This is a genomic window from Streptomyces sp. NPDC056128, from assembly GCF_042263835.1.
GTDB lineage: Bacteria > Actinomycetota > Actinomycetes > Streptomycetales > Streptomycetaceae > Streptomyces.
Map to the genome: position 1 here is coordinate 139,925 of NZ_JBHJVQ010000002.1, position 20,647 is coordinate 160,571.

At 74.8% G+C, this 20,647-nt stretch carries 17 protein-coding genes and 1 pseudogene; 8 read left to right on the forward strand and 10 right to left on the reverse strand.

Annotated elements, in window-relative coordinates:
* The first annotated feature begins 62 nt into the window (after positions 1-62).
* Both ACFC1X_RS04605 and ACFC1X_RS04610 read left to right on the forward strand, forming a co-directional pair.
* Positions 63-1,634, forward strand: coding sequence for a von Willebrand factor type A domain-containing protein (locus ACFC1X_RS04605; RefSeq protein ID WP_376348747.1), 1,572 nt, complete (start codon positions 63-65; stop codon positions 1,632-1,634).
* Positions 1,635-1,725: 91 nt separating this feature from the next.
* Complete coding sequence (locus tag ACFC1X_RS04610; RefSeq protein WP_376348748.1) at positions 1,726-3,654, forward strand: AMP-dependent synthetase/ligase; 1,929 nt, start codon at positions 1,726-1,728, stop codon at positions 3,652-3,654.
* A 54-nt stretch (positions 3,655-3,708) separates the two neighbouring features.
* On the opposite strand, the gene rdlB is transcribed toward ACFC1X_RS04610, so the two are convergent.
* The gene (gene rdlB, locus ACFC1X_RS04615) at positions 3,709-4,137 is read right to left on the reverse strand and encodes a rodlin RdlB (RefSeq protein ID WP_376348750.1); all 429 of its coding nucleotides are present in this window, start codon (positions 4,135-4,137) and stop codon (positions 3,709-3,711) included.
* Positions 4,138-4,398: 261 nt separating this feature from the next.
* Between rdlB and rdlA the strand changes: the two genes are divergently transcribed.
* The 3 genes from rdlA to ACFC1X_RS04630 all read left to right on the forward strand — a co-directional run bounded on the left by rdlA (position 4,399) and on the right by ACFC1X_RS04630 (position 6,247).
* On the forward strand, positions 4,399-4,800 hold the full coding sequence (rdlA, locus tag ACFC1X_RS04620; RefSeq protein ID WP_376348752.1) for a rodlin RdlA: 402 nt from the start codon (positions 4,399-4,401) through the stop codon (positions 4,798-4,800).
* A 285-nt stretch (positions 4,801-5,085) separates the two neighbouring features.
* Positions 5,086-5,313: a chaplin ChpD gene (gene chpD, locus ACFC1X_RS04625; RefSeq protein ID WP_376349759.1), complete on the forward strand. Its 228-nt coding sequence runs from the start codon at positions 5,086-5,088 to the stop codon at positions 5,311-5,313.
* Positions 5,314-5,473: 160 nt separating this feature from the next.
* On the forward strand, positions 5,474-6,247 hold the full coding sequence (locus ACFC1X_RS04630; protein ID WP_376349760.1) for a chaplin: 774 nt from the start codon (positions 5,474-5,476) through the stop codon (positions 6,245-6,247).
* A 72-nt stretch (positions 6,248-6,319) separates the two neighbouring features.
* Here ACFC1X_RS04630 and ACFC1X_RS04635 read toward each other — a convergent pair whose 3' ends face one another.
* The gene (locus ACFC1X_RS04635) at positions 6,320-7,618 is read right to left on the reverse strand and encodes an ATP-grasp domain-containing protein (RefSeq protein WP_376348754.1); all 1,299 of its coding nucleotides are present in this window, start codon (positions 7,616-7,618) and stop codon (positions 6,320-6,322) included.
* A 143-nt stretch (positions 7,619-7,761) separates the two neighbouring features.
* Here ACFC1X_RS04635 and ACFC1X_RS04640 point away from each other — a divergent pair, with 143 nt between their 5' ends.
* On the forward strand, positions 7,762-8,991 hold the full coding sequence (locus tag ACFC1X_RS04640) for a glycoside hydrolase family 26 protein (RefSeq protein ID WP_376348756.1): 1,230 nt from the start codon (positions 7,762-7,764) through the stop codon (positions 8,989-8,991).
* 28 nt (positions 8,992-9,019) lie between these two features.
* Here the strand turns inward: ACFC1X_RS04640 and ACFC1X_RS04645 are convergent, their stop codons facing one another.
* The 8 genes and pseudogenes from ACFC1X_RS04645 to ACFC1X_RS04680 form a co-directional block, all read right to left on the reverse strand.
* Complete coding sequence (locus ACFC1X_RS04645; protein ID WP_376348757.1) at positions 9,020-10,165, reverse strand: GNAT family N-acetyltransferase; 1,146 nt, start codon at positions 10,163-10,165, stop codon at positions 9,020-9,022.
* Positions 10,162-10,881, reverse strand: coding sequence for a lipopolysaccharide biosynthesis protein (locus ACFC1X_RS04650; RefSeq protein WP_376348759.1), 720 nt, complete (start codon positions 10,879-10,881; stop codon positions 10,162-10,164). The genes ACFC1X_RS04645 and ACFC1X_RS04650 overlap by 4 nt, the downstream gene beginning before the upstream one ends.
* Complete coding sequence (locus ACFC1X_RS04655; RefSeq protein ID WP_376348761.1) at positions 10,878-12,047, reverse strand: glycosyltransferase; 1,170 nt, start codon at positions 12,045-12,047, stop codon at positions 10,878-10,880. The genes ACFC1X_RS04650 and ACFC1X_RS04655 overlap by 4 nt, the downstream gene beginning before the upstream one ends.
* 1 nt (position 12,048) lies before the next feature.
* Positions 12,049-12,738, reverse strand: coding sequence for a polysaccharide deacetylase family protein (locus ACFC1X_RS04660; RefSeq protein WP_376349762.1), 690 nt, complete (start codon positions 12,736-12,738; stop codon positions 12,049-12,051).
* Between the two features lie 49 nt (positions 12,739-12,787).
* A complete protein-coding gene (gene murJ / locus ACFC1X_RS04665) occupies positions 12,788-14,542 on the reverse strand; it encodes a murein biosynthesis integral membrane protein MurJ (RefSeq protein ID WP_376348763.1) in 1,755 nt (584 codons plus the stop codon).
* Positions 14,539-15,864 (reverse strand): O-antigen ligase family protein, encoded by a 1,326-nt coding sequence (locus ACFC1X_RS04670; protein WP_376348764.1) that lies wholly within the window; start codon positions 15,862-15,864, stop codon positions 14,539-14,541. Before ACFC1X_RS04670 ends, murJ begins: the two co-directional genes overlap by 4 nt.
* A 5-nt stretch (positions 15,865-15,869) precedes the next feature.
* Positions 15,870-17,300 (reverse strand): exopolysaccharide biosynthesis polyprenyl glycosylphosphotransferase, encoded by a 1,431-nt coding sequence (locus ACFC1X_RS04675; protein WP_376348766.1) that lies wholly within the window; start codon positions 17,298-17,300, stop codon positions 15,870-15,872.
* Between the two features lie 365 nt (positions 17,301-17,665).
* Positions 17,666-18,862: pseudogene (locus ACFC1X_RS04680) on the reverse strand (glycosyltransferase); the annotation flags it as partial.
* 400 nt (positions 18,863-19,262) lie between these two features.
* On the opposite strand from ACFC1X_RS04680, the gene chpG reads away from it, so the two are divergent.
* Both chpG and ACFC1X_RS04690 read left to right on the forward strand, forming a co-directional pair.
* Entirely contained in the window at positions 19,263-19,502 is a 240-nt protein-coding gene (chpG, locus tag ACFC1X_RS04685) for a chaplin ChpG (RefSeq protein ID WP_376348768.1), read from the forward strand.
* Positions 19,503-19,776: 274 nt separating this feature from the next.
* A complete protein-coding gene (locus tag ACFC1X_RS04690) occupies positions 19,777-20,514 on the forward strand; it encodes a hypothetical protein (protein WP_376348769.1) in 738 nt (245 codons plus the stop codon).
* Positions 20,515-20,647 lie beyond the last annotated feature (133 nt).

Here is a 20,647-nt window from a genome sequence, read left to right on the forward strand (position 1 = left end):
CCGCCCCGCGCCGCCGTCACAGTCACGTACGTCGGCGTCAACGGAACCAGGGGGTAGGGACGATGAAGCGGTACCGGACACGAAGGCCGGTCGGCGCGCTGCTCGCGCTCACGGCGGCGGGCGGCCTGCTGCTCACCGGCTGCGGGGGAGGGGACGACGAGGCCCAGGGGGCGAAGGACACCGCCGCCGACTCCCGGGGCGGCGGCTACGCGCCCGCGCCCGACGGGCCGCGCGGCGGCACGTCCACCGGGGAGGCCGGGGAGACGGGCAAGAACGGCGACTCCCGGGAGGTCGCCCCCGACCCCGACCACCTCTCCACCTTCGCCCTCGACGTGGACACCGCCTCCTACGGCTACGCCCGCCGCACCCTCTCCGAGGGCCGGCTGCCCGACCCGTCGACGGTCCGCCCCGAGGAGTTCGTCAACAGCTTCCGCCAGGACTACGACCGTCCCGACGGCGACGGCTTCACGGTGAGCGTGGACGGCGCCCGCACCGACGAGGAGGACTGGTCGCTGGTCCGGGTGGGCCTCGCCACCCGCACCGCCGAGCAGCGCGGCGAACGCCCGCCGGCCGCCCTGACGTTCGTCATCGACGTCTCCGGCTCGATGGGCGAGCCCGGCCGCCTGGACCTCGCCCAGGACTCCCTCGCCACCATGACCGACCAGCTGCGCGACGACGACTCGGTCGCGCTCGTCACCTTCAGCGACGAGGCCGAGACGGTGCTGCCGATGACCCGGCTCGGCGATCACCGCGGCCGGGTCCACGACGCGATCGACAGCCTGGAGCCGACCGAGTCCACCAACCTCGGCGCGGGCGTCGAGACCGGCTACGACACCGCCGTCGAGGGCCGCCGCGAGGGCGCCACCAACCGCGTCGTCCTCGTCTCCGACGCCCTCGCCAACACCGGCGACACCGACGCGGACACCATCCTCGAACGCATCGCGGACGAGCGCCGCGAGCACGGCATCACCCTCTTCGGGGTCGGCGTCGGCAGCGACTACGGCGACGCCCTGATGGAACGCCTCGCCGACAAGGGCGACGGCCACACCACGTACGTCTCGGACACCGAGGACGCTCGCGAGGTCTTCTGCGAGCAGCTCCCGCGCCACATCGAGCTGACCGCCCGCGATGCCAAGGCCCAGGTCGCCTTCGACCCGGAGACGGTCGCCGAGTTCCGCCTCGTCGGCTACGACAACCGGCAGGTGGCCGACGAGGACTTCCGCGACGACCGCGTCGACGGCGGCGAGGTCGGCCCCGGCCACACCGTCACCGCGCTGTACGCCGTGCGCACCCGGCCCGGCGCCGACGGACACCTCGCGACGGCCACCGTCCGCTGGCTCGACCCCGACAGCCGCACCCCGCACGAGGAGTCCGGCGACGTGGAGACCGACGACCTCGGCGACTCGGTCTGGGAGGCGGACCGCGGCCTGAAGGTCACCGCGACCGCCGCGTACTTCGCGGACGCGCTCCGATCCTCGTCGGCGTACGACGGCGACAGCCGCCACGGCTCCCTGCCGGGCGCGCCCGGCCTCGGTGAACTCGCCGAGCGCGCCGACTCCCTGGCCGGCCGTACCGAGGACGAGGACGTCCGGCGGCTGGCCGAGGCGATCGGCACGGCGAACCGGCTGACCTGAGGCGCCTCGGTCCGCCCGCACCCATTGACCTATGCTTACTCCTGAGTAAGTTTACTCAGGAGTAAGCAACTCTGGGTGACCGGGAGCCGACATGGGCGTACGCAAGGACCTGACACGGGCGAGAAACCGCGGTGACCTGGTGTCCCGCGCGAGCACCGAGACCGTCAGGGACGCCTACGGCGCCGTCCGCGAGGCCCGCACCGCACCCCTCGCGCCCCGCCCCACCACCGGCAGCACCGCCGACATCCCGTTCACCAACGCGGCCGAGGCCCCCGACGCGGTGGTCCTGCGCCGCGAGGTGGACGGCGTCTGGCGGCCCGTCACCGCGGCCGAGTTCGCCCGCGAGGTGACCGCCGTGGCCAAGGGCCTGATCGCGGCCGGCCTGGAACCGGGCGGACGCGTCGCCGTCATGTCCCGCACCCGCTACGAGTGGACCGTCCTGGACTTCGCGATCTGGGCGGCCGGCGGCCAGACCGTCCCCGTCTACGCCACCTCCTCGGCCGACCAGGTGGAGTGGATCGTCCGCGACTCGGGCGCTCGGCACCTCGTCACCGAGACCGCCGCCAACACCGCCACCGTCCTGGCCGGCACCGCCGCCCACCCCGAACGCCCGCGCGCCTGGGAACTCGACGCGGGCGCGCTCGCCGACCTCACCGCCCTCGGTGTGGGCGTGAGCGACGAGGAGGTCACCAAGCGCCGTACCGCCCTGACCCCGGACACGGTGGCGACCGTCTGCTACACCTCCGGCACCACCGGCCGCCCCAAGGGCTGCGTCCTCACCCACGCCAACCTGCACGCCGAGGCCGCCAACACGGTCGAGCTGCTGCACCCGATCTTCAAGGAGGTCACCGGCCAGACCGCCTCGACGCTCCTCTTCCTGCCGCTCGCCCACATCCTGGGCCGCACGATCCAGATCGCCTGCCTGCTGGCCCGCATCGAGATCGGCCACTTCCCGAGCATCAAGCCCGACGAACTGCGCCCCGCGCTCAAGTCGTTCCGCCCCACCTTCCTGGTCGGCGTCCCGTACCTCTTCGAGAAGATCCACGACACCGGCCGGGCGACCGCCGAGAAGATCGGCCGCGGCGCCTCCTTCGAGCGCGCCCACCGCCTCGCCGTCCGCTTCGGCGGCGCCCACCTCGAACGCTTCCTCGGCCGCGGCAAGGGCCCCGCGCTGGGCCTGTGGGCCGGCTGGGCCCTGTACGACCTGCTGGTCTACCGGCGGGTGCGGGCGGAACTGGGCGGCCGGATGCGCTACGCCATCAGCGGCGGCTCCCCGCTCGACCGCGACCTCAACCTGTTCTTCTATGCCGCCGGAATCATGGTCTACGAGGGCTACGGACTCACCGAGACCACCGCCGCCGCCACCATCGTCCCGCCGCTCGGCCCCCGCCCCGGCACCGTCGGCCCGCCCGTCCCCGGCACCTCCGTGCGCATCGCGGACGACGGCGAGGTGCTCGTCAAGGGCGGCATCGTCTTCGGCGCCTACCGGGGCAACCCGGAGGCCACCGACGCGGCCCTCACCGACGGCTGGTTCGCCACCGGCGACCTCGGCTCCCTCGACGACGACGGCTACCTCACCATCACCGGCCGCAAGAAGGACCTGCTGGTCACCTCCGGCGGCAAGAACGTCTCCCCGGCCGTCCTGGAGGACCGCCTGCGCAGCCGACCGCCCGTCGCGCAGTGCCTCGTCGTCGGCGACAACCGCCCCTTCGTCGGCGCCCTGATCACCCTCGACCCGGACGCCGTCGCCCACTGGCTGGCGGTGCGGAAGCTGCCCGCGGACACCCCGATGTCCGAGGTCGTGCGCGACGAAAGGATGCGGGCCGACGTCCAGAAGGCCGTGGACCACGCCAACGCGGCGGTCTCCCGGGCCGAGTCGATCCGCGCCTTCCGGCTGGTCGAGGGCGAGTTCACCGAGGAGAACGGGCTGCTGACCCCGTCGCTGAAGGTGAAGCGGCACGCGGCCGTCGCGGCGTACGCGGACGCCATCGAGGCCCTGTACGCACCGCCCGGGCGCTGACACGCGAAAGGGGCGGGCCGCCGATGTGCTCGGCGGCCCGCCCCTCAGCCGATGTCAGTCCTTGTCGTCCTTGCTGTCCTTGTCGTCCTTGCCGCCCTCGCCGTTCGCCGACAGGATCGACACGTCCTCCAGCAGGTGGGCCAGCGCACCGTCGCGCTTGGTCTGCGTGGAGTTCTCCGCGCACTGCTGGTTCAGGTCGTCCGACAGGACCGGGATGTCCTGGATCGGGACCAGTCCGACGACGCTGACCGGGATGTCGCTGACCGCGATGCACGGCTTGTTGAACGACCCCTGGACGAGCGCCAGCTGCGGGCTCATGTTGCCGTGGGTCGCCGAGTTGCCGAAGTACTGCGAGGCCCCGTTCCCGTTGGCCGAGACGGGTCCGCTGTCGTCGCCGATCGCCATCGCCTGCGGGGCCGCGGCAGCGGAGGCGCCCATGACGGAGGCGGCGATCGCCGCGTAGACGGCTACCTTCTTGATCACTGGCCAGTCCTTTCTGAGGAAACCCCGTCCACCGGAGCGCACTGGTCAACTCCATGAGTCCGGCCGGGTTTCTCCCGTTCACTCGGTCGGCGGACACGGGAAATCCGTACGGGTCCTTGATTCCACCGGTATTCCGGCGATCCGGGTGCCCCATTTCGGGATCCGGTGGAGGCCAACCGGGTGAACGCCCGAAACCAATCATCGCGCACCGGGTTGATGAGGCCGTAGGACAGTGCGTCGCTACGACGAAAGGAACGCGAAGTGCTCAAGAAGGCAATGGTCGCCGCGGCGGCTGCCGCTTCTGTGATCGGCATGTCGGCTGCCGCCGCTCCTCAGGCTCTTGCCATCGGGGACGACAACGGGCCGGCCGTGGCCAACGGCAACGGCGCCAAGTCGGCGTTCGGCAACTCGGCTACCAAGGGCGACATGAGCCCGCAGCTCTCGCTGGTCCAGGGCACGCTGAACAAGCCGTGCCTGGGCGTCGAGGACATCAACGCCGCCGTCATCAACCTCGTGCCGATCCAGGACATCAACGTCCTGTCGGACGACCTGAACCAGCAGTGCGCGGACAACTCCACGCAGGCCAAGCGGGACGGTGCCCTGTCGCACGTCCTGGAGGACCTGTCGGTTCTGTCGGCGAACGGCGAGGGCGGCAAGGACTGAGTCCTGTCCCGCCCGGTCCGGGCAGCCCACTGACTTCCCCGTGGGCCGCCCGGTCGTTCCCGGGCCGGGGTTTCGCCGAGGAGCGGTTGACGTCGTCGCCCTTCTGGGGGAATGGCCGGGCCGTGTCGTGAGGCATCCGAGTGAATTTCGGGGTGTTCCGCGTTCGGTAGTTGCTCCGGCCGTCAATTCCTCGTTTGCAGCTGCAGGTCATGGTGCGAGCCGTCAATGCTGTGCTCGCGCGGTTTCGGCCGCCATTCAGGCATGACCGCAGAGAAGGGAAAGTTCATGAAGAAGACCGCTGCCGTCGTCGCAGGCGCGATCATGGCTCTCGGCATGGCCGCCCCGGCCTTCGCCGACGCCGATGCCAAGGGCGCCGCGATCGGCTCCCCGGGCGTCCTGTCCGGCAACGTCGTCCAGGTTCCCGTGCACGTTCCCGTCAACGTATGCGGCAACACCGTCAACGTGATCGCCGCACTGAACCCGGCGTTCGGCAACGAGTGCGAGAACGACTGACGTCGTTCCGCACCGACCGGCTGCGTCACGGCCGGCCTTGGCCAGCTTGTTTGGTTCGGGGCCGGCTCTTCCTCTTTCCGCAGCCTGTCCTCCGGACCGTTCTCCAGCCATCTCTACAAGCAGGAAGACAACGAGAGTGCGACAGACTCTGAGCAGGGGGATGGTCGCGGCGGCCGCCGCGACGGGCATCCTTTCCCTGTGCGGTAGCCCCGCCCTGGCCGACTCGCATGCGGACGGAGCCGCCAAGAACTCGCCGGGCGCCGCGTCCGGCAACGCCGTCCAGGCCCCGGTCGACGTGCCGGTGAACGCCTGCGGCAACACGATCGACGTGATCGCGGCGCTCAACCCCGCCTTCGGCAACGAATGCGAGAACGACTCGGACGAGCACAAGAAGAGCGGCTCCGGCGAGGACACGTCCGTCCCGTCCGGCACCGACGCTTCCGACACCGACGCCTCCAGCACCGACGCCTCCCGCACCGGCGGGAGCGGCGCCGACGCGAGCGCCACCGCCGTGGGTTCGCCCGGCATCGGCTCCGGCAACGTCGCGCAGCTCCCGGTCGAGGTGCCGGTCAACCTCTGCGGCAACACCCTCGACCTGATCGCCGCGCTCAACCCGGTCTTCGGCAACGAGTGCGAGAACCGCTCCGAGGAGCCCCCCGGCTACGGCGAGGAGGAGCCGCCGCCCCCCACCACCCCGCCCACGGACGAGGAGGAGCCGCCGGGTGAGGAGGAGCCGCCCCCGCCCCCGAGCGAGGAGGAGCCCCCGCCGCCCGCCGAGGAGGAGAGGACTCCGCCCACCCCGCAGACGGAGCAGCCGCCCGTCCTGGCCGAGACCGGCAGCGAGGGCACGCTGGGCGCCGCGGCCGCGGGTGCCGTGCTGATCGCCGGCGGAGCGATCCTGTACCGCAGGGGCCGGGCCGCCACCACCCGCTGACCCCGCCCCACCCCGACGCCCCCGGCCGTCCCGCATGGGCCGCCGGGGGCGTTGTCGTGGCCGCGTCCCGCGTCAGTGGCTGCCCGCCCGGTCGTCCCCCGGGCGGTCCGGCTGTCCCGCACGGTCGGTCCGCGGCGCGCCCGCCTGGCGCACCACACGGGCGTGGGCCGGGGCCCCGTTCGCCGGGCGCGCGCGCCGGCTGCGCGCGCGGTCCAGCACCCGGCCGGCCACATGGCGGCTCCACAGGGTCCACAGGGCCCGGCCCGGCGCCCGGTCGTCCGGCGCGTGCCAGGCCAGCTCCCGCCCGTCGAGCGCCGGCCGCAGCGCGCTCAGCGGCGCGTAGTTCTCCACCACGAAGGTCCGCCCCGGCCGCGGCACCCCGTCCGGCAGGGCCCGGTGGGTCAGGTCCAGGTGCAGGGCCCGTACGACGTCCAGCCCGGCGGAGTCGGTGAAGAGCCGGAACTGCGCGCCGGGACGCGGGTTGAAGTCGAGCAGGTGGTAGCCGCCCGTGGCACCGCAGCGGCGGAAGTCGAGGTCGAAGACGCCCCGGTAGCCCAGCTCGCCGGTGACCCGCTCGGCGAGCGCCTGCACCTGCGGGTTGGGCGTCCAGCGGCCCACCGCGGTCAGTCCGGCACCGCGCGGCCTGGCCCGGGTCTTGCGGCCCGGGCCGCCCGCCCGCACCACGCCCGAGCGGTCGGCGTACCCGTGGAAGAACCAGTCGCGGTCCGGCCCCGGCGGCAGGAACGCCTGGAGCAGCAGCCGGCTCCCCGCCTCCTCGGCACGCCGGTACAGCTCCCCGGCCTCCCGTGCCGAGCGCACCAGCACCGTGCTGCGCAGCCCGCCGCCCGGGGGCACCAGCCAGGGCCGGCTCCACTTCGCCACCACCGGCAGCCCCAGCCGCCACGCGGCCCGCGCCGCCTCCGCCGGCCCGTCCGGGACCAGCGTCTCGGGGTGCGGCACGCCCAGGGAGGCGCACACCCCGGCCAGCTCCGCCTTGTCGGCGACCCGCCCGGGCAGGTCGCCCGGCTGGTCCGGCAGCAGATACGCCGGCGCCAGCTCGGCCCGCGCCCGGCCCACCGCCACGGCACACGCGTCGTCCATCGGAATCAGTACGGCGGGACGCGCGATCCGTGCCGCCACCCGGCGCAGGGCCGCCACGATGTCGGCGGGCGACGCGCCGGGCGGCGGGGGAGTGTGCAGCCCCGTCACATAGCGGGAGGCGCGGACGGGGCTGCGCCCGCAGTCGGCGACCACGTGCACATCCACTCCCGCCCGACCGAGCGAACGCACGGCTCCCAGCGTTCCGTGGTGAAAGGGATTCCGGTCGGTCCGCAGCAGAACGGCGGGGACGCGGGTGTCGAACAGCGACACGGGAAACTTCCTTCGTCTTCGAATCGGTTCACCAGTGCGGGCGATCGGCGCACTCGAAAGCCGTAACGGCGGTGGCGTGATGGCATTTCATATGACTGAGTGTCAGTAACGGAGCGGAATTCACGGCGAGGAAAGGAGCCGGTATGGCCGTACGGCAGTCACGGAACCGGTCCAGGCGGCCGGCAGGCGTCGCGGCGGCGGTCGCGCTGGCGGCGCTGGTGGCCGCGGCGGGCCCCACGGGTGCCGCCGAACCGACCCCGCCGGCCCCCGCGCCCGCGGTCCCGGCACCCGGAGCCCCCGCGAAGAAGCCCGCCGCCACCCCCGCGTTCGGCGCCTACCTGGACTACGGCCCGCGCGGCGTGGCCCGGATGGCCGGGCTCAGCCAGTGGCTGGGCGACGCCGAACTGCGCGTCGGCCACACCTATCTGCCCGGCGACCTCTGGAGCAACATCGAGGGCGCCCCCGGCTTCCTCGACGTGTGGGCCGACTGGCGCACCCGCAAGGCGGACCGGATGTTCGTCCTCAACGTGCCCATGCTGGAGCGCAACGAGGAGGGGGTCGGCGACGACGAGGTGCGCGCACTGCTGCGCCGGGGCGCCGCCGGAGAGTTCGACCACCACTTCCGCGCCCTCGCCGAACGGCTCGTCGAACTCAAGGTCCCGGACACGGTCCTGGTGCTCGGCTGGGAGATGAACGGCATCACCTACACCCACCGGTGCGGACCGGACCCGGAGGCCTGGAAGACGTACTGGAAGCGGATCGTCACCACCATGCGCGCGGTGCCCGGCCAGAAGTTCCGGTTCGACTTCACGCCGAGCCGCGGCCGGGACGCCGTGCCCTGGACGCAGTGCTACCCGGGGGACGACACGGTCGACATCATCGGCATGGACTCCTACGACCAGCCACGCGGAATGAAGTTCGACGAACAGGTGAAGGAACCCTACGGACTCCAGGCGCACGTCGATTTCGCGAAGAAGCACGGAAAGCCCATCTCCTATCCGGAATGGGGCCTGTTCCGCAACGGCGACAACGCCGAGTACATGCGGCGCATGCTGGCCTGGATGGACGAGCACAAGCCCGTCTACAACACGGTCACCGACTACTGCCCGCACGGCGTGTGGCAGTGCGACGACAATCCCCGCTCCACCGCCGTCTACCGGTCCGTGCTCTTCGGCCGCACCGACGAGCCCGTCCCCGGGACCCCGGAGCCCAGCGCACCCGCGACGCCCACCGCGCCGCCCGTGCCCGCGGTGCCGGAGACCACGACCCGGCCGCCGTCCGGCTGCTCGCCGCTGGAGCTGGGCGACTGGGTCGAGTACTGGCTCGGCGGGAAGCTCTGCATGCGCCTCGACTGGTACTCGCGCGACGAGTAGCCGTACGCGACGGTGGCGGCCGGGCCGGTCAGGTGCCGCCGCCACCGTCGCCCTCCTTCCGCTCCGGGCGCCGCAGCAGCGCCTTGCCCCGCCGTCGCGCGGCGGCGTCGCCCAGGGCCGCCGCGAGCAGCGGGGCGGTGCGCCGGCGGGCCAGCAGCAGCCGCTGGTTGGGCACCGCGTCCGGGCGCCAGTGGTGTTTGTACGGCTCGTTGCCCCGCAGCAGGCTGAGCGTGCCGCGCCCCGGCTGCCGGGTGTGCTCGGCGCACGCGTCCAGCAGCATCACCGCCACGTCCGCCCTGCGCTCCCGCAGCCGGGGGTGGGCGCCGTACAGATAGCCGCCGGCCAGTCGGCGCGACAGCAGCGTCACGTCCACGGCCACCACCTCGTCGTCCATCCGGAACTCGGTGACCACCGCGTCCCCGGCACACACCATCGGCCGTACCGCCCCCACCAGGTGCTCGCGGAACCGCGGCCGCAGGTGCTCGCCGGTCACCTTCCGGCCCTGCCACTGCAGCCGGTGCAGTTCGAGCAGCCGCCGCAGCGCCGCGTCGACCTCGTCGGGCAGGACGGTCCGGCTCTTGACGCCGAGCGAGTCCAGGCGACGCACCTGGGCGCGGACCCGCTGGCGGGCCTTGGCCGAGGGCAGCCGGGCGAGCAGTTCGTCCATCGGGAGGGCGGGCAGCTCCAGGCAGAGCGAGTCGGCCAGCCGGCGGCGGGGACCGCGCCAGCGCTCGTAGACCCGTTCGGCGGCGGCGCCCGGCCGTACCTCGCGCAGGTCGACCAGCGCGGTGCGGGCGGCCCGGGACAGGCCCTCGGTGAGCGCGGCCACCGCGTCCGGGCCGCGCTCGTCGTCCAGCAGGACGTCGCCGTAGTCGGAGATCGCCCCGCCCAGCGGAACCAGGGCGGGCACCGGACGCCGTACGAGCGTCAGCGGTGCGGCGCCGACCAGGTCGCGGCCGTCGCGGGCCAGCACCAGCCGCAGCCGCCCGCCCGAGCCGTACGAACGCCACCACGAGAGCAGCCAGGCGTGGCTCTGGAACGGGGTCGCGGCCTCGCAGCGGGCGTACAGGCGCGCCCACTGCGGGGCCAGGTCGGCGAAGTGCGCCTCGTCGGTGACCAGTTCGGTCGTGCAGTCGGCCGGGGGCGCGGCGGTGCGCGCCCGCGTGTCCGTCACAGCTGACCGCGGACGCCGGCCGCCGAGGCGGGTCCGGGCACGGCCGCCGTCGCGTGGCCGCCGTCCGCAGCGGCGCGGCGCGGCCGGGCCAGCAGCGCCAGCCCGCCGAGCAGCCCGCCCGCGCTCGCGCCCACCAGGCCGGTCACCGCGGCGGACGCCGAGGACGCCTCGGTCGGCTCGGTGGCCCGCGCGAACTGCCGCAGCTCCACGTGGGTGGCGTCGACGGACGCCGCCGCGTGCCGGGTCAGCGCGCGGGCGACGGCGTTGGCCATGTCGGCGGCCTCCTCCGGGTCGGCGGAGGTGGCCGTCACCGAGACCATCGGCGCGTCCGGCGAGGTGGCCGTGCGCACGCTCTCCTCCAGCCGGGCCACCGGCACGTCCGCCCACATCTGCGCGTCCGCGAGCACCGCGAGCTGCGTGGCGACCCGCCCGTAGGCCTGCGCGAAGCCCAGCGCGGTCGCCGGGTCGGACTTGTCGGTGGGGACGGCGACGACGTAGCCGGTCGCCGTGTACTGCGGGGTGGTGAGCAGGCCGTAGCCGGCGCCGAGCAGCCCGCCGGCCACGATGCCGGCCGCCAGCGGTGACCAGGGCGGCAGGGACCGCAGGCGGTGCCGGACGCGGTGCAGGGCGGCCCGTGCGCGGCGCGGGCGGGCGGGCGGTCCGGTCTCGGGCTCGGTCGCGGGCTGGGCCGGGGTCTGGGTGAGGGGCTCGGTCATGCGGAACTGACTCCCTGGTGTGCCGGGGACAACGGGTGCGTGAGGGTGGTCGCGTACACGTCCATCAGCCGGGCGGCGCTGCGGGTGACGCAGTAGTGGCGGGCGGCCTCGGGAACCGTGCGCGGCCCGGGACCGGGTTCGGCACCGGCCCGGACCTCGGCGAGGGCGCGGGCGAAGTCCTCGGCTCCGCCGGTGACCCGCCGGGCCGTGGGCGCGTGCCCGGAGGGCAGGTCCTCGATCGCCGGGCAGGACGCGTACAGCACCGGCAGTCCCGACGCGAGGCCCTCCACGACCGCCAGGCCGAAGGCCTCCTCCGGCGACGGCGACGCGAGGACGTCCATCGCGGCGGCGAGGGAGGGCAGGTCGGGGCCGGGGGAGCCGTCGGGGACGTAGGGGCGTTCGCCGGTGAGCAGGACGCGGTCGGCGACCCCGGCCTCGCGGGCGGTGCGGCGCAGCACGTGCTCCTCCGGGCCGCCGCCTACCAGCAGCAGCCAGCAGTCGGAGGGCAGTTCGGCCAGGGCCCTGACCAGCACGTCGAACCGCTTGGCCGGGGTCAGCCGCCCGACGCCGCCGATCACATACGCGCCCTCCGGCAGGCCGAGGCGGCGGCGGGTGCGCAGGCGCTGGACCGGGTCGAAACGGAAGCGTGCCAGGTCGATGCCGTTGGGCACCACCTCGATGCGGGGCGCGGGCACCCCCCACCGCTTCAGCCGGTCGGCGACGGTGGGGGAGACGGCGACGGTGGCGCTGCCCAGCCGCTCCCCGGCCAGGTAGAGGGCGCGGACGCCCGGGGTGAGTGGGCGGCCCTCCATCTGGGAGTCGCCGAGGGAGTGTTCGGTGGCGACGACGGCGCGTACGCCGGCCAGGCGGGCGGCGAGCCGGCCGTACAGGCAGGCGCGGTAGAGGTGGGTGTGCACGAGGTCGTAGCCGCCGGCGCGGATCAGGCGGGCCAGCCGGGGCAGCGCGGCCAGGTCGCGGTTGCCGGTCATGCCGAGGTGGACGACCCGGACGCCGTCGGCCAGCAGCCCGTCGGCGACCGGGCCGGGGTTGGTGAGCGTCACGACGTCGCAGTCGACGGGCAGATGCCGCAGCAGCAGCCGGAGTTGCTGCTCGGCGCCGCCCACGCCGAGGCCGGTGATGATGTGCAGCGCCTTGAGGTCCGGCACGTCAGACCCCCGCCACGGGACGGCGGCGCAGCCGGTGCAGCCGCGTCTTCAGCAGCAGCCGTACGGACGTGTCGTTCTGCCCCACGTGCACCCGCGGCACCGCGTACGGGCCGGTCAGCGGGCCGGGGTCGATGGCGCAGGCGTAGCCGTACCCGGCGGTGCGCACGGCGTCGGCGGCGCGGGCGTCGACCGTGCCGTACGGGTAGCAGAAGCCGGTGACGGGAGCGCCGGTCAACTCCGTGAGCAGCGCCCGGCTCTCGGCGGTCTCGGCGCTCAGCGCGGCGTCGTCCGCCTGGGTCAGGTCGACGTGGGTGAGTCCGTGCGAGCCGATCTCGACGCCCTCGGCGGCGGCGTGCCGGATGCCGTCGGCGGTCAGCAGCGGCTTGCGCGGGCCCAGCGGGTCCCAGGCGTTGACCCCGCCGAGCCGTCCCGGCAGGACGAAGAGGGTGGCTCCGCAGCCCCAGCGGCGCAGGCACGGCAGGGCCTGCTCGACGAAGTCGGCGTACCCGTCGTCGAAGGTCAGCCCCACCAGGTCCCGGCCCCCGCCGCGGGCCCGCGCGGCCAGCAGCTCGGTCATGGACACACCGCGCAGCCCGCGCCGCCGCAGCCAGCCGAGCTGCGCGTCCAGCCGGTCGGGCGTGACCGTGACGCGGTACGGGTCGTCCATGGCGTCGCCGACGGAGTGGTACATCGCCACCCAGGGCACCGAGCCGGGGCGCGGACGGGCGCCGGTGCGGGTGTCAACGGGATCTACGGAAGCCGAAGCGGCCATGCGGAATCCTTCGTGTGACGGAGCGGAGGGTGCGGAAGGAGCGGAGGAAGCGGAGGGGCCGTGCGGAGCGGACGGACCGGAGGGCGGGGCGGACGCCCTGGACGCCCAGCGCCAGGCCGAGCAGGGCGAAGACACCGCCGACGGTCACGACGCCCGCGGTGAGCGCGAGGGCCGAACCGACGCCCGGGGAGAGACCGGAGGACGCGGCGAGGGCGGTGACCGCGTCCGCGGCCCATCCGCCCGCGCCGGTCGCCACGGCCGCCGCCAGCACCGGCCTGCCCAGGTCGCCCAGGACCCGCCGGACCCGGACCGGGACGCTGCGCGGGCCCATCCCGGCGAGCAGCAGGGCCCCGGTGACGGTGATGCCGGCGGCGTTGGCGGCGGCGATGCCGGTCACGCCCCACGGGCCGACGGCCCAGGCGCCGACACCGGCGGTGGCGGCGATGCCGACGGCCATCGCGCCGAGCGGGTACCAGGAGGCGCGGCCCGCCGAGAAGTAGGACCGGGCCAGCGCGCCCACCACGGTCTGCCCGAGCAGCCCGAGGGCGTACACGCGCATGACGTCCGCGGTCGCCGCCGTGTCGGCCGCGGTGAAGGCGCCGCGCTGGAAGAGCAGTTCGATGATCTGCGGTGCGCAGGCCACGACCGTGGCGGCGCCCAGCAGCACCAGGCAGGCCGCCAGCGCCACGTCCCGCTCGACCCGCTCGCGGGCCCGTTCGGTGTCGCCGTCGGCCATGGCGCGGGCCACCACCGGGAAGGTGACCGTGCACAGCATCAGCGACAGCGTCATCGGGATCTGCGCCACCTTCTGCGCGTAGTTCAGGTGCGAGATGGCCCCGGCGGGGAGCCCGGAGGCGAGGAAGCGCTCGATGAGGATCTGCGACTGCCGGCACACCGCGAAGAGCAGCACGGTGGTGAACAGGGCGAGGGCGAGCGGACGGGCCGGGTCCGCGGCGTCCGGGAGCCGCTCGCCTGTGTCCCGGTGCCGCAACTGCCGCAGCAGCGACGGCACCTGGGCCGCCACCATCAGCAGACCGCCCGCCGCGACCCCCACCGCCGCCGACCGCACCCCCCAGCGCCCGCCGAGCACGAACATCGCCGTGATGATGCCGGTGTTGTACGCGACGTAGATCGCCGCCGGCGCCAGGAACCGGCGGTGCGCCCGCAGCGCCGCGCTGCAGTACCCGGCGAGCCCGAAGCTGACGACGCAGGTGGCGGTAAGCCGGGTGCAGTCCACGGCGAGGGCGTGGTCGGCCAGGCCCGGCGCGAGGGCCCGGACCAGCGCGGGGGCGCAGACGACGACCAGCGCGCCGACCGCGACGAAGGCCGGCAGCAGCCGGGGCAGGGTGGCGCCGACCAGTTCACGGACCGGGTCGCCGGGGGCGCCCCGCGCGCGGCGGGCCAGGGCCAGGCTGAACATCGGGACCAGCGCGAAGGCCAGCCCGTCCTCGATCAGCAGCGTCGCCGCGAACTCCGGCACCGTCCACGCCACCAGGAAGGCGTCCGTCTCGCTGCCCGCCCCGAACAGCCGGGCCAGCGCCTGGTCCCGGGCCAGCCCGAGCACCGACCCGGCCACCGACAGCACGGCGGTGAGCAGCGCGGCCCGGGCGAGGAAGCCGCCGGAGGACCGGGTCTCGGCCGCCGCGGCGTCCGGGTCCGGCGGGGCGGTCCGGGCCGGCGGGACCGACGTCCCGTCCGCCGCGCGCGGCCGGGTCGTCCTCACCGCGCCGCCACCCGCTCACCCGTCCCGGACCCGAGCGCCCACCAGGCCGCCAGGCCGAAGCACACCGCCGTCAGCACCGTCGAGGGCCCGCCGATGTCGGCGTACGCGAAGTCGGTCAACTGCCACACCAGGAGCCCGCAGGCGACGAGCCCGCAGTCCTGCCCGCCCGTCCCGGCCCGCCGCAGGGCACGCAGCCTCCGCAGCCCCAGGACGAGCAGCGCCAGCCAGCTCCCGGCGAGCGCGAGCAGCCCGAGCAGGCCCTGTTCGGCCAGCACCAGCAGGTACATGTTGTGCGGGGACAGCAGCGGCTGCCGGTGGTACCCGGTACCGGCGCCGTCGGTCTCGCTGCCCGAGGACAGGGCCAGGGAGGCGTGCGAGTCGCGGTGTTCGGGGAACCCCTTCAGCCCCACGCCGGTCAGCGGCCGTTCGCGCCACATCCCGGCCGCCGCCGCCCACATCGTGTAGCGGTCGGTCACCGACTGGTCGGGCGCTTCGGTGACCTGCGTGATGCTGCCGACCCGCTCCTGGAGCATCGCCGTACCCACACCCAGCCCGCCCACCAGCACCACGCCCGCCGCGACCGCCGCCGCGCCCACCGCCAGCGCCCGGCGCGCCCCGGCCAGCAGGAGCTGCGCCGCGCAGGTCACCGCCGTCGCGATCCACGCGCCCCGGCTGAACGACAGGGCGAGCGGCAGCAGCAGGGCGAGCGCGCACCCGGCGGCGAGGAGCCGGTGCCGCACCGGCGTACGCCCCAGCGCCAGACCGACCGCGCAGACCAGACCCAGGGAGACCACGGTCGCCATCCCCATCACGTCCTGCGCCCCGAAGGTGCCCACCGCCCGGATCCGCTCGCCCTGGTAGGAGGCGCCGGTGCCGGTCACGTACTGGTGCACGCCGACCGCCCCCTGCCACACCGCGAGCCCCACCATCGACCAGGCGAGCAGCCGTACGTCGTCCCGGTTCCGCAGGAGCAGCAGTACGGCGGCGGGGACGAGGACGAAGACCTGGAGGTACCGGCCCAGCCCTTCGAGTCCCGCCCCCGGCGAGACGGCGCCCACGGCGGCGACGGCCAGCCCCAGCACCGGCAGGCCCAGCACCACGGCCGCTCTGCGGGTCAGGGGGCGCCGCCGGTCCCGTACCAGCCGCAGCGCGCAGTACAGCACCGCCAGCGCGGAGACCGCGTCGGCCGGATGCGCGCCGCCTGCGCCGTCCCCGTCCGGCGCGACCGGCAGGGCGAGCAGCGCGACGACCGCGACCACGGCCAGTACGGGCGGCAGCCGCCGTACGCGCGCCGCCGGCCACAGGGGAAGGGCGTGGGCCACCTCGGTCAGCTCCCCGTGGGGCGCACGAGCGCGGCGGCGGTGCGCAGCAGGATGCAGACGTCCTGCCACAGCGACCAGTCGTCGATGTAGGCGTTGTCGAAGCGGGCCCGGTCCTCGATGGAGGTGTCGCCGCGCAGCCCGCTGATCTGGGCCAGGCCGGTGATGCCTGCGGGCACCCGGTGCCGGGCCGCGTAGCCGGGGTAGGTCTGGCTGAACTGGGTCACGAAGAAGGGCCGTTCGGGGCGGGGGCCGACCAGGCTCATGTCGCCCCGGAAGACGTTCCACAACTGGAGCAGCTCGTCCAGCGAGGTGCGCCGCAGGAAGCGGCAGAACCACGGCATCCGGTGCTCGTCCGCCACGCTCCACCGGGTCGCCGACTCGTGCTCGTCGGCCGGGCGGTGGGTGCGGAACTTCAGCAGTGTGAACGGCCTGCCGTCCTGGCCGATGCGCTCCTGCCGGAACAGCACGCCGGGCCCGCCGACCATCCGCAGCACCGTCGCGCAGGTCAGCAGCACGGGGCTGAGCAGGAGCAGGAGCAGCCCGGACACGGTCACGTCCAGCACCCGCTTGCCGGCGCCGGCCGGCCGCGGGGCGCCCGGTTCCAGGCGGCGGCGGGAGAACCCGGCGAGCCGTTCCCGGCCGTCCCGCGCGGGGAGGTCCGCGTCCAGCTCCCACACCACGCAGCCGGACTCCGCCAGCGCCCGCAGCAGCGGTTCCTGCCGGGTGTGTACGGAGGGGTGGACGGTCAGGATGTCGCGCACCCCGTTCTGCACGACCGCCCGCCGCACCTCCTCGCCGGTGGACAGCACGGGCAGGCCGTTGGTGCCGTCGGGTTCGTCGGTGACGACGCCGACGGGACGGACCCCGCAGCGGGGGTGGCGCAGCAGCGCCGAGGCCACCCGCTGCGCGGTCGCGGCGGGACCGACGACGAGGGCCGCGTGCGGCCGGTTCGCCAGCGCCGTACGGTGCCGCCGGTGCACGGCGCCCCGTCCGGCGCAGCCCGTGGCCGCGTGCAGCAGGAAGCCGAGGAGCAGAGTGGGCGCGGAGAGCGCCTGCGGCGGGGCGTACGCCGCGACGAGCGCCGCCACCGCCAGCCAGACCACCGCGATCCGCCCGCACAGGGCGGGCAGGTCGTCCAGCACGCCCGCGGGCCGCCGGGCGGGGCCCGGGCGCGGGCGCAGCAGCAGCGAGGCGCCGATCAGCAGCGCCGCGAGCAGCGGTTGGTGCGGGGTGCCGGTGAGGGCCAGCGAGCCCGGCAGCGCCGCCGTGCCGTCCGCGACGAGCAGCGGCAGCGGTGAGTCCGGCCGCGGTGCGGTGCGTCCGGCGGGCAGCCGGAAGCCGGCGGGGCGGGTACGCGGCGGCAGGACCGCGACGGGGGACGGGCCGAGGTCGCGCGCCTGGCCGGCGGGGGTGGGGACGGTGCTTTCCGCGGTCACGGGTGGGTGGACTCCCTGTACTCGATGGGCACGACGGCCGGCCGGCCCATGGCTGCGGGCCGGTCGCCGGGGAGGAGACGGGGTGCGTCGGGCGGCCCGCCGCGCGGGAGGGACGGGCCCGCGGTGGCCGACCCGTCGTCGCCATCGCCGAGGCGCGCCCGGGTCGTTCGTCCGCTGTTCTGGGGGGTGTGCGGGTCTGCGTGTGCCGGGGCGCGGCTGTCGGCGTGGTGTGCCTGGGTTGTTCGTCCGCCGTTCTGGGGGGCGTAGGGGTCCGGGGTGGCCGGGGCGCAGCCGTCGACGAGGCGGGCCCGGGTCGTTCGTCCGCTGTTCTGGGGGGCGTGCGGGTCTGCGTGTGCCGGGCCGTGGCCGTCGGCGAGGTGGGCCCCGGTCGTTCGTACGCCGGCCAAGAGGGCGCCGTACAGCGTCGCGACCGCCGCGGCCGTGTGCCGTACGTCGTGTGCGGACCGCACGTGGGCGTGTCCCCGGCGGCCGAGCGACGCGCGCAGCGGCGCGTCGAGCAGCAGGGCGGCGACCGCGCCGGCCAGCGTCGCGGGCTCCTCGGGCGGCACCAGGCAGTGCGGCTCCAGAGCGGGCGGCAGGCCCTCGCGGGCCCCGTCCACGTCCGTCACCACCACGGGCCGCCCGCAGGCCATCGCCTCCAGCGGGGCCAGCGCCATGCCCTCCCAGCGCGACGGCAGGACGACCAGGTCGGCGGCCCGGTACCAGGCGGCGACGTCGTCCACACCGCCCGCGAAGACCACCGAGGCCCGGGCACCGTCCAGGAAGCCGTACGCCGATGCCCGCGCGGTGAGCGGGCCGCGGTCCGGGCCGTCGCCGACCAGGACCAGCCGGGCGTCCGGCACCCGCGCGAGGACCGAACGCCACGCGGCCAGCAGGACGTCCTGGCCCTTCTGCCGGCACAGCCGCCCCACGCAGACCACCAACGGGGCGTACGGGCCGATGCCGTGCCGGAGCCGCACGCCGTCGGCATCGGTCGGGTCCACGGGCGTCCCGGCCGCGGGGAAGCGGTCGGTGTCGATGCCGTTGGGGATCACCGTCCAGCGTCCGCGGACCCCGGCCCGTACCCCGCGCCACCGCTCCGCCTCGCTGACGCACACCGTCCGTGCCGCCCACCGCGAGCCCCACCGCTCCCAGCGGAGCGCGAGCGCCCCGGCGGGACCGCCGACCGCCTCGAACGACCAGGCGTGCGGCTGGAAAACGGTCGGGATCCGCCCCCGCACCGCGAGCCGCGCCGCGAGACCGGCCTTCGCGCTGTGCGCGTGCACCAGGTCCGGGCGCACGGCCCCGGTCACCCGGGCCAGCCGGCGCACCTCCGGCACGAGTGCCGGGCCCGGCGCGCGGGTGGCCGGCCAGTGGTGTACGTCGGCGCCCAGGGCCCGGAGGCGGTCCGCGAGGCTCCCGTCGGGGCAGGCGACCGCGACACTCAGCCCGGCGGCGAGCTGAGCCCGCGTCAGGTCGGTCACGACCCGGGCGACCCCGCCGTCCACCGGTTGGGTGACATGCAGAACCCGTGGCCGGGAGCCGGTCGGTGGCAGGTGCATGCGCGTTTCCTCGTTCACGGAGAATGCTCGGGACGTGCGGGAACGCGTCTGACGGCGGAGCGTCGGCCGCCACGCGGCGTCCGCCGGCGTACGCCGCGTCCCGCTGCCAAACGAGCCGGAAACCGGCCGGCCACCGCCGCGTCCGGAGTTCTCGGAGCGTGCCTTCGGCCGATGTCTCGCGGTGGTGCGACAGGGAGGCGTCGATGGAGTGGGGAACGGAGTGGGACTCTAGCCGCTATCCGTACTAATACGGTGAAACCAGGTAAGTGTGTTGGATTTGTGAATGCCGCTCTTTCGGGAGACCACCCCTTTGGCGGCACAACTCACGTGGGTGTCACGCGTTGACACTGCGCCGGGCAGCCGCCCGGATGTGTGTGACAACCTCAAGGAGCACTTCTCCATGTCGCGTATTGCGAAGGGCCTGGCCCTGACCTCCGTCGCCGCCGCCGCGGTGGCGGGCACCGCCGGTGTCGCCGCTGCCGACAGCGGCGCGAAGGCCGCCGCCGCCCACTCCCCGGGCGTCCTGTCCGGCAACGTGGTGCAGGTCCCGGTCCACATCCCGGTCAACGTCTGCGGCAACACCGTCGACTTCATCGGCCTGCTGAACCCGGCGTTCGGCAACGAGTGCGAGAACGACTGACGTCGGCTCGCGCCTTTCCTTACCGGCCGTCCGTACCGCGGTTCCTCCGCGAGCGGGCGGCCGGTTCGCGTTGCCGCGCGGACGGCGGCACGCTGCCCCGAATGGGGGGTGCGGGCGCCGACACGGCGTACGGACCTTGACAGGGCGTCTCACCAGCTAAGACGCCGACGGGCGAAAAGCGGGGCGGGTGCGTGCGGTCACCGCTCGGTTGCAGAGCGCCACGGGCGCTTCCACGGTGGGCACAAGATCCGACGCACCACCGAAAGGAACCCCCATGCGTCTGCCCGCACGACGAATCGCCACCACCGCTCTCTGCGCCGGCCTGCTGATCGGCCTCTCGGGGCCGGCGGTGATGGCGGCCGATGGCGAATCGGCCCGGGAACGCACCCACGCGGTGTCCCACGCACCCCTGCCCGACGTGGCGGAACTGCAGAGCCAGGTCATCGGCCTGGCCGGCCTGGGCGGAGTGCTCACGCCCGTCACCGACATGGTCAACGCCATCCTCAAGGCCGACAACGGCCAGCTCCCCGCCGCCGACGCCGACCAGTTCGCCGCCGCCGTCAAGGACGCGCTCGCCAAGGCCGAGGCGGCCGACCTGGACGCCGACGACGCGGACTCCGACGACACGGTGAACCTGCCCGGCACGACCACCCCGGCCCAGCCGCCGGCCGTGACCGCGCCGCAGGCCGAGAACCCGGTCACGCTCCCGGCGCCCATCGTGGCGGAGGACCAGACCGCGGCGGCGTCCGACTTGACGGCCACCGCCTACGCCGACCTCCAGAAGCGGATCGACGCGCTGGTCAAGGCCGCCACGGCCGGCAACGCCGAGCAGGTGAGCCCGGCCGTCCAGGAGGTGATGACCGGCGTCGTCAACGTCGTCGCCGCCACGCTCGTCGACAGCGGCCTGCCCGCCGCGGACCTGGCCGGTCTGCCCGCGCTCCCGGCGGCTCCGGAGGCCACCACGCCGGAAGCCGCGGTACCGGCGAGCCCGCTGCCGGCGAACCCCTCCTGACGCCCCGCGCGTCCCCGGGCCGTCGCGGCACCCCCCTTGCGGGGGGGGGGGGCGGCCCCTTCTGTTTTTACGCCGTTGAGGGCGTACGTGTTTGGAGGGTGCGGAGTTCTCATATGTCATACGGACGGGTGAG

Coding starts and splice junctions, on each gene's coding strand:
- chpG (WP_376348768.1), top strand. CDS start 19,263: ATGTCGCGTATTGCGAAGGGCCTGGCCCTGACCTCCGTCGCCGCCGCC.
- ACFC1X_RS04630 (WP_376349760.1), top strand. CDS start 5,474: ATGGTCGCGGCGGCCGCCGCGACGGGCATCCTTTCCCTGTGCGGTAGC.
- ACFC1X_RS04610 (WP_376348748.1), top strand. CDS start 1,726: ATGGGCGTACGCAAGGACCTGACACGGGCGAGAAACCGCGGTGACCTG.
- ACFC1X_RS04660 (WP_376349762.1), bottom strand. CDS start 12,738: ATGTACCACTCCGTCGGCGACGCCATGGACGACCCGTACCGCGTCACG.
- ACFC1X_RS04690 (WP_376348769.1), top strand. CDS start 19,777: ATGCGTCTGCCCGCACGACGAATCGCCACCACCGCTCTCTGCGCCGGC.
- chpD (WP_376349759.1), top strand. CDS start 5,086: ATGAAGAAGACCGCTGCCGTCGTCGCAGGCGCGATCATGGCTCTCGGC.
- ACFC1X_RS04640 (WP_376348756.1), top strand. CDS start 7,762: ATGGCCGTACGGCAGTCACGGAACCGGTCCAGGCGGCCGGCAGGCGTC.
- ACFC1X_RS04605 (WP_376348747.1), top strand. CDS start 63: ATGAAGCGGTACCGGACACGAAGGCCGGTCGGCGCGCTGCTCGCGCTC.
- ACFC1X_RS04650 (WP_376348759.1), bottom strand. CDS start 10,881: ATGACCGAGCCCCTCACCCAGACCCCGGCCCAGCCCGCGACCGAGCCC.